Genomic DNA, 12,502 nt, shown 5'->3' with positions numbered 1-12,502 from the left:
GATGAAGTCCTCGAAACTCGACACCCCGGCCGACCCCTCGCAGAAGTCCGGCCTGCGCGCGTGGGCCGTCATGGCGATGCTGCTGGTCTTCATGCTGATCAACTACGCGGACAAGGCCGTGCTCGGGCTCGCCGCCAACCCCATCATGCGCGAGCTCGGGCTGAGCCATTCCGAGTACGGACTGCTGGCGAGCTCGTTCTTCTTCCTGTTCAACATCTCCGCGGTGGCCTTCGGATTCCTGGCCAACCGATTCCCGACGAAGTGGCTGCTGTTCGGCATGGCGCTGGTGTGGGGACTCACCCAGCTGCCGGTGGTCGCCGGGGCCGGTTTCGCCGCGCTGCTGGTCAGCAGGATCGTGCTGGGCGCGGCGGAAGGACCCGCGCAGCCGATCGCGATGCACGCCGCCTTCAAGTGGTTCCCGAACGAGAAGCGCAGCATCCCGAGTTCGCTGATCTCCGGTGGCGGCGGGCTCGGCGGTGTTCTGGCCGCACCGCTGCTCACCCTGGTCATCATCAACTTCGGCTGGCGCTGGGCCTTCCTGTCGCTGTTCGTCGTCGGCGTTCTCTGGTGCGCCATCTGGGCGGTGGTCGGCCGCGAGGGCACCGCCGACCGCGCGGCCGCGCCGACCGGTGCGGAACCGGAGCCGGTGGAGGACTTCCGCGTGCCCTACCACCGCATCCTGCTCAGCGGAACCTGGTTGGCCGGGTTCGTCGGCGGCTTCGGCGCCTACTGGACCTCCGCACTGCTGCTCGCGTGGGTGCCGTCCTACCTGGAGACCTCGCTGGGCTACAGCGCGGTCGCCGCCGGTGCCATCGTGACCGCCCCCTGGGTGCTGAAGACCGTCGCGACCTTCGCGCAGGGCGCCCTGACGCAGTGGCTGATGCACCGCGGCGTGTCCAGCCGGGTGTCGCGCGGCATTCTCGGTGGCTGCGCGGTGTTCCTGGCGGGCGCGGCGATGCTCATCGCTCCGCTCGTGACGCACCCCGGTCTCAAGATCGCGCTCATCACCGTGGCCTTCAGCATCGGCGCCGTCAAGTTCGCCATCGGCCAGACGATCAACGCCGAGATCACCCCACCCGCCCAGCGCGGCGCGGTGCTGTCGATGACCGTCGGGCTGGTGACGCTGGCAGGTCTCGCCGCGCCCTACGTGACGGGCCGGATCGTCGAATCGGCAGCGGATCCGGCCACGGGCTTCGCGATGGCGTTCGCCATCCCGGGCACCCTGATGCTCATCGGTGGCCTGCTGGCCTTCGCCTTCGTCCGCCCCGAACGCGACGCGCGACGCATCGCCGCGCACGGGCGCCACGTCGGTCGGCAGGCGCACCCGAGCCCGACCGGTTCGTGACCTCAGCGCACCAGCCGGTCGGCCATCAGCTCCGCCGCGGCGATCGTGACGAGGTTCGGGTTCGCGCGAGGGCAGGTCGGGAAGATGGACGCGTCCACCACGTGCAGCGCCTCCACGCCGAGCACCCGGCAGCGGGAGTCGACGACCGTCGTCGCCGAGTCCGGACTTCCCATCCTGCACGTGCTGGTCGCGTGCTGGCCGTCGACGGCGGTCCGGAGCAGGAGATCGTCCAGCGCGGCGTCGCACTCGGCAGCCACCGTGAACTGCTCGTTGACCTGGGCGAAGGACCCGTCGACCACCTCCTGGACGTGGTCGCTCGTGCCGAGTTCCAGCAGCAACCGCGCGCCCGAGCGCATGCGGGCCAGGTCGCGCGGATCCGAGAGCATGCGGTGGCGTAGAACCGGCTGAGCCGTCGGATCGGCCGAAGCCAGCGTCACGCTTCCCCGGGAGAAGACGCGGTTGACCCACACCAGCAGCGCACCGGCTCCGGATGCCACCTCGGCGCTCGCCAGCGACAGCACGTTCTGGTTGCAGGCGACCAGCATCATGTCGTGGGGCAGGCGGTCCGGGGCGTCGCTGGTGTAGCGGACGCACATGTTGGTGTAGCGGTCGTCGATCGAGCGCCCGGCCGATGCTCGTGCGCTGAGCGGGAGCCCGAGGAAGAACAGCGGGTGGTCCTGCAGGCCCCGGCCGACCGGCAGGTCCTGCCGCACCTCCACGCCCAGCTCGGTCAGCTCGCGGGCCGGGCCGATTCCCGACCGCAGGAGGATGGCCGGTGAGTGGATCGCGCCCGCGCTCAGCACCACGCGGTCGGCGTGCTCGTCGACCACCCGGCCGTCGACGAGAACCCGCACCCCGACCGCGCGGTTTCCGGAGAACAGCACGCGATCCACGAGGGCGTGGCCTCGAACGGTCAGGGCGGGAAGGCTCCGCGCCGGTTCGAGGTAGCCGTCGTTGGTCGAGACCCTGCGCCCCGCGCGGGCGTTGGTCGGGTACGGCGAGACGCCGGTGGCGCCTGGCGCGTTCACGTCGGGGGACCAGCCGAACCCGGCCGCCAAGGCGGCGTCGTGCAGCGCGCGATCCGCAGGACCCCATGATTCCGGCGGGTTCCGGCGAACCGGGATCGGTCCGCCGCGCCCGTGGTGGGACTGGTCCCCGAAGTCGGCGTCGTCCTCGGACTTGACGAAGCAGGGCAGCACCTCGGCGTGCGACCAGCCCTCGCACCCCATGCGCACCCAGTCGTCGAAGTCCTCGACGGGAGGCCGGATGGCGATGTGCCCGTTGACCGAGGAACTACCGCCCACGCCCCGCCCTTGCACGTAGGGCGCCCACTCCTGCCGTTCGGTGCGGCGGGTCCGCAGGCCCTGCTGCAGCAGATCCCCAGCCGCCCGCGGATCGAGCAGGGCGCGCAGCGGATTCCGGGACCGCCACACCTCCGGCAGTTCGGCGGATCGGTAGTCGGGTCCGGCTTCCAGCAGCAGCACCCGCTCACCGCGCGCGGCGGATCGGGCGGCCAGCACCGCGCCGGCCGACCCGGCGCCCACCACGATCAAGTCCCAGCGTTTGGGCATCGTCGACTCCTGACGTGTTGCAGCAGTTGGGGTGGGGCCGGGTGGTCGGGTTCAGCGGTCACCGCGGTGACTCCGCAGAAGTGACCACCCGGCCCGCAGAAGTTCGCCGCTGAAGCCGACGGCCTACGCCGCAACCGCTTCCTCGGCGCGCGCCGCCGAGCTGCGACGTGCTGCCAGGACGGCCACCAACGTCGCCGCTGCACCGAAAGCAGCGCTGATCCAGAAAGCCCGGTGGGCCTGGGCGGCATCGCCCACCGCGAGCCCGGCCGCGGCGGGCCCGGCGATGGCGCCCAGGTTGAACGCCGTGGTGGCCAGCGCACCGGCGATGCGCGGGGCGGTCGCCGAGGCCGAGGACACGATCGAGGCGATCACCGTCGAGCCCATCCCGAACGATCCGGCCCCGGACACGAGCGCCAGCACGAGAACTCCGGGCAGGGTGTGCGCGGAGAGCGCGGCGAGCACCCACAGAGCGGTCACCACGACCGCGCCACCGGTGATGATGCGGCGCGCGTACCGGTCGCTGCAGCGGCCCGCGACGGTCACACCGAGGAACGAGCCGATGCCGAACAGCGCCAGCGCCGCCGCAACCCAGGTGCTCCCCGGAGCCGACACCGCCGTGGCGACCGTGCCGAGATAGGTGAACCCGGCGAACGTCGCCGCGTTGACCAGGACGCCGAGGCCGATCACGACGAGGAGGCGTCGCTGCGCCAGCACCCGCCACTCCGTCCACACCGGAGCGGAACCTCCGCCGCGCCCGGCCAGCGCCGACGTCGTGGGCCACAGCACGACCAGCGCCACCGCGCTGAGCGCGGCGATCGCCCAGAACGCCGACTGCCAGCCCCACAGCTGGCCCACGACCGTTCCCGCGGGCACCCCGGCGACGCAGGCGATCGTCACACCGGACAGGATCACGGCGGTCGCCCGGCCCACCAGCGACGGGCGCACCAGCACCGGCAGGCTCGCCAGCACCACGGCCAGGAATCCCGCGTTGGCCACCGCCGCCACCAGCCGGGTGCCCAGCAGCACGGCGAAGTTCGCCGTCATCGCACCGACGACGTGGCACAGGGCGAACAGCGCGAGGAATCCCATCAGCGCCACCCGGCGGGGGACGGCACTGGCGGCCATCGCCATCGTCGGTGCGCCGATCACCATGCCCACGGCGAACACCGACGTCAACAGCCCGGCCTCGCCGAGCGAAACACCGCTGTCCGCGGCGATGTCCGCCAGCATCCCGGACAGCATGAACTCCGACGTGCCCTGCGCGAACACCGCGGCAGCGAGCACGAAAACCACGAAAGGCAACTGAACCTTCTCCCGAACACCGAGGCACACCCGCCGGGCACGGCGAACCGGCCGCGCGGGGGCGTGCGTGGAAGCGAAAAGACGATCCGCAGGCGAAGCCGAACGCCGGCGATCAACGCGAGAAGGCGTTGCGCCGTGGCATGCTGCTCCGCCGCTCAGCGCGAGTGCTGAGCGGCTACCGTCTGGACGCCTCGGGGGAGTTCACGCCGAAGACCATACCGCACCGGCTGCGGCGGTCGCACCGGGTTTTCGCTAGTGCTGTGACCACGAACGTCGGCCGGGTTGGTGGCTCCCGGCGAAGTGGGAGGCCGGATCAGTTGGTGCCAGGCGTCTCGTTGCTGCTGTTGCAACGCTGCGGCGGTGCCGACCAGCTTCGTCTCGTTTCGCGAGATCGAGTAATGAACGACCTGCCAGCCGGGCTTCTGCCGGACAGCGGCTGCCGCGCTCCCCAGGCCGCCGGCGGGCTCGGCGGGGGCGATACCCACGTTCGGCTTCTCGATCGCGTCCGCGCTCTCGGGGCGGTCGTCGATCGAGTCCACGATGTCGGTGATGGACGGTTTCACCGGCCGGTCGAACCTCGAGATGTAGGTGAAGTGGAAACCGGCGAGGTCGTGCCAGAGCCTCGTCGAAGTGATCAGGCACAGGCCGATCGCGCGGCAGCGTGCGATCGCGCGGATTCCTTTCTCGCCGCGGATGCGGGCTCGTTCGCGGCGTTGGGCTGCCAGCATTCCGGTCACAGCGCTAGCGGACGTCGGCGGCCGAGGCGGCTGTGGTTCCGCTCGGGGTGGCGAATCCGACGAGCACCTTCGCCGGGATGCCTTCCAGGACCGGGATCTGCACGGCCCGCTCGCCGTGGCCGTCGACGTCGAGCCGGTGCTCGGCCAGCACCGCGTCGTTCGCGTCCAGAACGAACAGGTGGGCCCTGCCCGGCCCGTTCACGTCCAGTTGTGCGTGCACCTCGCGCTGCTGCGCGCGGGCGCTGGTGATCCGGGTGGCCGAATCACCAGCCGGGGGAGCGCCGCCGAGCGATGTCTTCAGCCGGAAGGATTGCGCGACGCTCCACGATGAGTCCACTGAGGACAAAGCGTCCAGCGGGAGAACCGGGGCGGGCGGCGGAGCCTGCTCGTCCGCCGGTGCGTCCTGGAGGACCGCGCGGCCCCAGCGGTACGGATCGCCCTGCACACCGGCCCAGGTGGACCAGCCGATCCGCGACTGGCCGGTCAGGTCCTGGGTGTCGGAGTCGTAGACCAGGACGTTGAGCCCCAGCCGCTGCGGATCGACCGAGCCCGGCAGCACCCGCATCGGGATCGCCAGCTCCACGGTGTACCCGCCGTCGCGCGGTTTCGAAGCGATCTCCACACCGGGCGCGGTCTGCTCACCCGGGCCCTGGTGGTTGTCGGCGTCCCTGGCGTAGCAGGGCGCCCCGGGCCCGCTGGTCCTCGGCAGCACCGCGACCTTGAACGTGTTCGAGGTGTTCTCCGAATCCGCCTTCGGATCGATGGTGATCTCCACGGAGTCGGTGCGCCAGTGCCGCTTGCAGTCATCGGCGGCCAGGAGCGCGCCCGGCTGATCGTCCACGACGTCGACGAGCGCGTGCAATGTCCCGTCGTGCCAGGAGAATCTGGCGTTGGCAGCGCAGTCGGTTGCCGCGCACTCCTCGCCCTCCCACAGCGACGACGCGTCCAGCGGCGCTCCCGGGTACTCCTGCGGACCGGCTTCGCCGTCCACCACGGGCGGCGTCGCGGTCTGCGGGATCGTGGTGGACGGGACCAGTTCCAGCGCGGCGCTGCTCTGCGCGGTCGTGCCGTCGTCGGTGCGCGTGATCAGGGTGTACGGGTGATCGCCGCCCCGCACCCCGGTCGGCATCTCCGGATCGGTGCTGCGGACGGTGAAGGTGAGCACGGCCTGCTCGCCGGGACCGAGTTCACCGAATCGCTGCACGGCGCCGAGCACCTCGAAACCCGGAGGTGGCACGAACTCCACTGCGCCAGAACGGGTTCGACCGCTGTAGTTGTGCACAGCGGCTCGGACCTCTTGCGCGCCGAGTGCCGGGACGGTCTGCACGAGCGGGACCTGGTTCCGGAGCAGGGAACCCCCGGCCCAGCGCTGGAACTCCGCGACACCCGGCAGCGGAACCTGCTCGGCCACGACGGGCGGTACGACGTCCAAGCGCAGCTCGGCCTCCGCACGGCCCTGGTGCGATTCGGCGCGCACCGGAATCCGGACTCGCTCCGGCCGGTGCCGCTCGGGGACGGCGATCGACAGATCGGCGTGCGCGGTGGCGCCCGGCTCCAGCGGGCCGAACGACCCATCGCCTCGAACTTCCCATTCCGGCGGCAGGCCCAGCACGATCCGGCCCGCCCGCAGCGCCGCGTCCGGAGGTGCGGTCACCTGGACGCGAACCTCCGTTCGCTGCCCGGGGACGACGCGCGGCTCCGCCGTCGCGACGAGCCCGGTGCCGACCGGCAGACCGCCGGGAACCGGCAGCAGGGCGCCGAGCAGCGGCGCGTCGGCGCCCTGCGCGCCGGGCACGTGCGGCGCTCGGTTGGCGATCTCGGTCAGGTGGTCGCAACCGACCCGCGCGGGATCGTCCGGGATGTCCGGCCGCGACGCCCAGCCCTGGCTGCGGTACTCCCGTTCGGCGACGCGCTCCCGCTGCTCCCAGTTGGTCCCGCCGCTGATGCCGTGCACGTAGTACTCCGGGCCGGGCGAATCCGCCGGAGTGCTGCGCTGCTCGCACTCCGGCCCGCTGACCTCCTCCTCGGCCCCGGCCGCGTTGGACAGCACCCGCCGCGCCGCCCACGTGGTCAGGCCCTCGTCGAGCTGTTCCGGGAACGCGGCGGGATCGGCGGCCCGGCGGTGGGCCTCGATGGCCAGCCGCGCCGCGTACTGGTGGTTGCCGTGGTTCCCGGGCGTGGGCGCGGGATCCATGGTGATCACGACCTCGGGCCGGGTCTGCCGCACGACCCGCACGAGCTTGCCCAGCACCTCGTCGTGGTTCCAGGCCTGCTCGGTCAGCGGTGCGCTCACCGTGTAGTAGAGGTCGGGTTCGTCGAGGTTGTAGACGTCGGTGATGCCAGGGCCGCCGACGGCGCGGCGCTCCTCGCCTTCGCGCAGCAGCCCGAGCGCGGGCCCTTCCTCCGGCCCGACGGCGTTCCCGCCGCCCTCGCCGCGGGTGATGGTCACGACGCCGGTGCGGATCTGGTGGTCCTGCCGCCACCGGCCGAACGTCGACAGCAGCGAGGCCTCGTCATCGGGATGCGCGCCGACGAACAGCACGTCCAGATCCGGATCGGGACCCGGATCGGCGCCTGCCGGTGCCAGGGGAGGGCCCAGCAGCGCCACGAGTGCGACGACCGAAGCAAGACGAACGGCTGCCACCGACCCACTCCTCGGAAGAGACGATCACGCGAACCCGAGCCTGGCACGACCGCGATCACCACGCACGCACCAACACCGCGCAGTGCAGGACGTCCCACCGTCCGGACGTTCTTCACCACGCTCAATTACTTCAGTGTCAAATGAAATAAATGGTGTGGCCAGGAGCTGGGGCACGCCGCGGCGTCGGAATCGCGGTGGCGGAAGGAGCGGCGACGTGAACCGGCCGCTGCGGTGCGCACCGCAGCGGCCAGTTCACGTGATCCTCTCGCTCCTGCTGTGACGAAAACGGTCGACCAGCAGGTTCGGTGCACGACGCCGGGCGGCTGCGACCCGGCGTCGTCCACAGTGGAGTGGTTACACCTGGACCTCGGAGCGGTCTTCGGACCAGAGGGTGTGGAAGGAGCCTTCGCGGTCGGTGCGGCGGTAGGTGTGGGCGCCGAAGTAGTCCCGCTGGCCCTGGGTCAGCGCCGCCGGGAGGCGGTCGGCGCGCAGGGAGTCGTAGTAGGCCAGCGCCGCGGCGAAGCCCGGGGTCGGCACGCCCTGGCTGGTGGCCGCTCCGAGAACCGCTCGCCAGTCGTGCTGGGCTTCGGCGATCTCGGTGGCGAAGGTCTCGTCGGCCAGCAGGCTCGGCAGGTCCGGGCGGGCGTCGTAGGCGGCGCGGATGCGGTCCAGGAACGCGGCGCGGATGATGCAGCCGCCGCGCCAGATCGCCGCCACCGCACCCAGGTCGATGTTCCAGTCGTACTCGGCGCTGCCCGCGGCGATCTCGTGGAAGCCCTGCGTGTAGGACACGATCTTCGACGCGTACAGCGCCTGTTCCACCTGGTCGGCGAACGCGTCGGCCGCGGCGCCGCTGAGCGGTTGCGCGGTCGGGCCGGCCAGGCCGCGGGAGGCCTCGCGCAGCGCGGTGTGGCCCGACAGCGACCTGGCGAAGACCGCTTCGGCGATCCCGGAGACCGGCACGCCGAGTTCGAGGGCGAGCTGCACGGTCCAGCGGCCGGTGCCCTTCTGCTCGGCCTGGTCGGCCACCACGTCCACGAACGGCTTGCCGGTGGCGGCGTCCACGTGCGAGAGCACCTCCGCGGTGATCTCGATCAGGTAGGAGTCGAGCCTGCCGGTGTTCCAGGTGCGGAACACCTCGGCGATCTGGGCGGGGGAGTACCCGGCGACGTCGCGCAGCAGCTGGTAGGCCTCGGCGATGAGCTGCATGTCGGCGTACTCGATGCCGTTGTGCACCATCTTCACGAAGTGGCCCGCCCCGTCGGGACCCACGTGCGTCACGCAGGGTGCGCCGTCGGCGGCCTTGGCGGAGATCTTCTCCAGCATCGGGCCCAGCGACGCGTAGGACTCCGCGGACCCGCCGGGCATGATGCTGGGCCCGTGCAGCGCGCCCTCCTCACCGCCGGAGATGCCGGTGCCGACGAAGTGGATGCCGCGCTCGCGCAGGTCGCGCTCCCGGCGCCGGGTGTCGGCGAAGTGCGCGTTGCCGCCGTCGATGATCACATCGCCGTCCTCCAGCAGCGGCGCGAACTCCTCGATCACCGCATCGGTGGGATCCCCGGCCTTGACCATGATCACCAGCCGGCGCGGGCGTTCCAGCGCGGCGACGAAGTCGGCGGCCGTTTCGGCGCCGATGAACTCGCCCTCGTCGCCGAACTCCTCCAGCAGCGCCCGGGTCCGCGACGCGGTGCGGTTGTGCACGGCGACCGCGTAGCCGTTGCGCGCGAAGTTGCGGGCCAGGTTGCGGCCCATGACCGCGAGCCCCGTGACGCCGATCTGCGCTGACGTGCTCATAGGAAGTCTTCCGTTCTCGTTGTGCACGGCGGAATCCACCGACACCGCCTGGTTGCGGGATTGGCGTTTCGAAGTATGTCGCGGATGCCCGCGCGGCGTGGGTGGCCGCGACAATTCTCAACCAGCGGACGCCCCCGCGCAGCCAACGGGCGCGGTGAGGTCCAGCAGGACCTTGGAGGCCACCGCGCGGTTCCCGGCGATGTCGAAGGCAGCGGTGGCCTCGGACAGCGGGAAGGTGTGGGTCAGCACCGGATCGACCGGCAGGCCGCCTGCCAGCAGGGACAGCGCCTCGTCGAATTCGTGGTCGAAGCGGAACGCGCCGGTCAGCTGGAGCTCGCGGGTCACCACGACGTTGCCGAGGAAACCGGTCTCTCCCGGTGGGAGCAGGCCGAGCAGCACGACGGTCCCGCGCCGCCGCACGGCCTGCACGCAGGTGCTCAGACCGGCCGCCGAGCCGGAGGCCTCGATGGCGAGGTCGACCTGGTCGGGCATCCCGCGATCGGCCCGGATCGTCGAGGTCGCCCCGACCTGCGCGGCGATGGCCAGCGGCGCGTCGAGCAGGTCGGTGACGATCACCTCGGCCGCTCCGGCGTCGCGCAACGCCGCCACCGCCAGGCACCCGATCGGCCCCGCCCCGGTGACCAGGACCCGCCGGCCCGCGACATCGCCTGCGCGTCGCACGGCGTGCAGGGCGACCGACAGCGGTTCGGCGAGCACGGCCCGGCGCAGGCCCAGTCCGTCGGGCAGCGGGCGGACCTGGTCGGCGGGCACGACGATGTGCTGCGCGAACCCGCCCTGCACGTGCGGAGTGCGGGCCGCGCTGCCGAGGTAGCGGCTGTGGGCGCAGACGTTGCGGTGGTCGAGCGCGCATTCCGGGCAGCTGCCGCACGGCGTCGCCGGGTGGATCGCGACCGGCGCGCCGACGGCGAGATCGTTCACCCCGTCGCCGGTGGCGGCCACGTGCCCGACGACCTCGTGACCGAGCACCATGGGTTCGCGCACCTGGAAGTCGCCGACCGAACCGCGGTGGTAGTAGTGCAGGTCGGATCCGCAGATGCCGCCCAGCGCCACCGAGACCGCGACCTCGCCACCGCCGGGCGGTGCCGCTTCCCGCTCTTCGACGCGCAGATCGCCTGCTCCGTGCACGACGCACGCACGTGTGGACATCGCCCCTCCAGCGGGTTCGGTGGTCAGAGAACGGAAGTCATGCCGCCGTCGACGTGCAGCAGCTGGCCGTTGACGAAGTCGGAGGCCGGGGAGGCCAGGAACAGCAGGGCGCCGACGAGATCGGACACCCGGCCCCACCGGCCTGCCGGGGTGCGACCGCGGACCCACTCGCTGAACTCCTCGTCGGCGACCAGGGCGGCGGTCAGCTCGGTCTCGAAGTAGCCGGGAGCCAGCCCGTTCACCTGGATGCCGGAGGGACCCAGGTCGGCGCACATGCCCTTGGTCAGCTGCTTGAGGCCGCCCTTGGTGGCGGAGTACGGGGCGATGCCGGGCCGCACCAGCTCGCTCTGCACCGAGCAGATGTTGATGATCTTCCCGCTGCCGCGCGGCACCATCCGCCGGGCGACCTCGCGCCCGACGAGGAAGGCGCTGCTGAGGTTGGTGTCGAGCAGCCGGTACCAGTCCGCGTCGGCGAACTCGGTGAACGGCGCGCGGTGCTGCACCCCGGTGTTGTTGACCAGGACGTCGATCGGGCCCGCCAGCTCCTCGGCGCGGGCGATGCCGTCCGCGACCGCGACCGGATCGGTCACGTCGAACGCGAGCGCGTGCGCGGTCGCACCGGTCAGGCCGGAAAGCTCCTCGCGCGCCTCGGCCAGCCTGGACTCCTCGCGTCCATTGAGGACGACCGTGCAGCCGGCTTCGAGCAGGCCTCGCGCCAGTGCGTTGCCGATTCCCTTGCTGGAGCCGGTGACGAGCGCGACGCGCCCGCTGATGTCGAACACCGGGTGGCTCATCGCACGCCCTCCGCGATTCCCGGAACCGCAGCGGTGCCCGGCAGCGGTGTGCGAGCCGGGCGGCCCGAGAGGACGGCGAGGATGTTGTCCACGGCGAGGTCGACCATGGCCGCGCGGGTCGCCTCGGTGGCCGAGCCGACGTGCGGCAGCGCGACCAGGCGGGACTGCTCGACGAGATCGGCGACGTCGGTGCCGCGCGGCTCGCGTTCGAAGACGTCCAGCCCGGCGGAGTGGATCACCCCGTCGCGCAGCGCGGCCAGCAGCGCCGCCTCGTCGACGACCCCGCCGCGCGAGGTGTTGACCACCGTCGCGGTGGGCTTCATCGCGCGCAGCTCCTCCGCACCGATGAGCCCGCGGGTGGACTCGGTGAGCGGCACGTGCAGCGAAACGATGTCGGATTCGGCGAGCAGGGTGGGGAAGTCGGCCGCCCAGGACAGGCCGTCGTCCTCCGGGGCGAACGGGTCGTGGTGCAGGACGCGCATGCCGAACCCGGCGGCGCGCCGCGCCACCGCACGGCCGATCTGGCCGTAACCGACCAGGCCTAGCGTCGCGCCGAACACGTCCAGACCGAGGTGGTCGTGCATCCGGAACGCGTCCCACTGCCCGGCGTGCAGGGCGTCGCGGGCCGAACCGAGACGGCGCCGCGCCATGAGCGCCAGTGCGAACGCCAGGTCCGCGGTGGTCTCGGCCAGCACGCCGGGGGTGTGGGTGACCACGACGCCCCGATCCGCGGCGGCCCGCTGGTCGACCGCGTCGTAGCCCATGCTCGCGAGGCCCACCACGCGCAGCGCCGGGCCGGCCGCGGCCAGCAGTCCGGCGTCGACGGAATCGTTCCCCAGGGCCAGGATCGCATCGACCCCGGCGGCGAGTTCGGCCAGCTCTTCGGCCTCCGGCCTGCCGGTGCCGGCCCAGGAGACGAGCTCCACTTCGGAGCCCAGCCGGGCCAGGCCGCCGCCGGGTAGCTCCCCTCTGGTGCTGAGCACGCGATGCGTCATCATTCGCTCCTCGTCGAGACGCGCGGTCCACCAGCAGATCGGGTGGACCGTCCGGCGAGAACGCTAGGCAGCGCGGTGGGGCGGCGACAAATACCGGAATCGCGTGACGCTATCGGCGGTGTGAATGCTTCCCGGTCAGCACCGCGCCACCGC

At 71.9% G+C, this 12,502-nt stretch carries 9 protein-coding genes; 1 reads left to right on the top strand and 8 read right to left on the bottom strand.

The genetic code is table 11. From position 1 onward, the window contains the following. The first annotated feature begins 1 nt into the window (after position 1). Positions 2-1,345: an MFS transporter gene (locus tag C4T78_RS09560; protein WP_093358645.1), complete on the top strand. Its 1,344-nt coding sequence runs from the start codon at positions 2-4 to the stop codon at positions 1,343-1,345. 2 nt (positions 1,346-1,347) lie between these two features. Here the strand turns inward: C4T78_RS09560 and C4T78_RS09555 are convergent, their stop codons facing one another. From C4T78_RS09555 to C4T78_RS09520, 8 genes are all read right to left on the bottom strand, one after another. Beyond that, positions 1,348-2,916, bottom strand: coding sequence for a GMC family oxidoreductase (locus tag C4T78_RS09555; RefSeq protein ID WP_093358643.1), 1,569 nt, complete (start codon positions 2,914-2,916; stop codon positions 1,348-1,350). 123 nt (positions 2,917-3,039) lie between these two features. Then, on the bottom strand, positions 3,040-4,209 hold the full coding sequence (locus tag C4T78_RS09550) for a Cmx/CmrA family chloramphenicol efflux MFS transporter (protein ID WP_235863902.1): 1,170 nt from the start codon (positions 4,207-4,209) through the stop codon (positions 3,040-3,042). Positions 4,210-4,373: 164 nt separating this feature from the next. After that, positions 4,374-4,955, bottom strand: a complete 582-nt coding sequence (locus C4T78_RS09545; protein ID WP_143186073.1) for a hypothetical protein — start codon at positions 4,953-4,955, stop codon at positions 4,374-4,376. A gap of 4 nt (positions 4,956-4,959) precedes the next feature. Further along, on the bottom strand, positions 4,960-7,599 hold the full coding sequence (locus tag C4T78_RS09540) for a sugar-binding protein (RefSeq protein ID WP_093358636.1): 2,640 nt from the start codon (positions 7,597-7,599) through the stop codon (positions 4,960-4,962). 354 nt (positions 7,600-7,953) lie between these two features. Then, complete coding sequence (gene gnd, locus C4T78_RS09535) at positions 7,954-9,393, bottom strand: NADP-dependent phosphogluconate dehydrogenase (protein ID WP_093358634.1); 1,440 nt, start codon at positions 9,391-9,393, stop codon at positions 7,954-7,956. A gap of 117 nt (positions 9,394-9,510) precedes the next feature. Continuing rightward, on the bottom strand, positions 9,511-10,560 hold the full coding sequence (locus C4T78_RS09530; RefSeq protein ID WP_093358632.1) for an L-idonate 5-dehydrogenase: 1,050 nt from the start codon (positions 10,558-10,560) through the stop codon (positions 9,511-9,513). 23 nt (positions 10,561-10,583) lie between these two features. Next, a complete protein-coding gene (locus C4T78_RS09525) occupies positions 10,584-11,354 on the bottom strand; it encodes an SDR family NAD(P)-dependent oxidoreductase (protein ID WP_093358630.1) in 771 nt (256 codons plus the stop codon). Continuing rightward, positions 11,351-12,349, bottom strand: a complete 999-nt coding sequence (locus C4T78_RS09520; protein ID WP_093358683.1) for a 2-hydroxyacid dehydrogenase — start codon at positions 12,347-12,349, stop codon at positions 11,351-11,353. The genes C4T78_RS09525 and C4T78_RS09520 overlap by 4 nt, the downstream gene beginning before the upstream one ends. Positions 12,350-12,502 lie beyond the last annotated feature (153 nt).

This window comes from Saccharopolyspora kobensis (assembly GCF_900108315.1).
In the GTDB taxonomy this organism is placed as follows: Bacteria; Actinomycetota; Actinomycetes; order Mycobacteriales; family Pseudonocardiaceae; genus Saccharopolyspora; species Saccharopolyspora kobensis.
The sequence above is the reverse complement of the archived record's forward strand: the minus strand, read 5'-3'. Positions and strand labels throughout refer to the sequence as shown.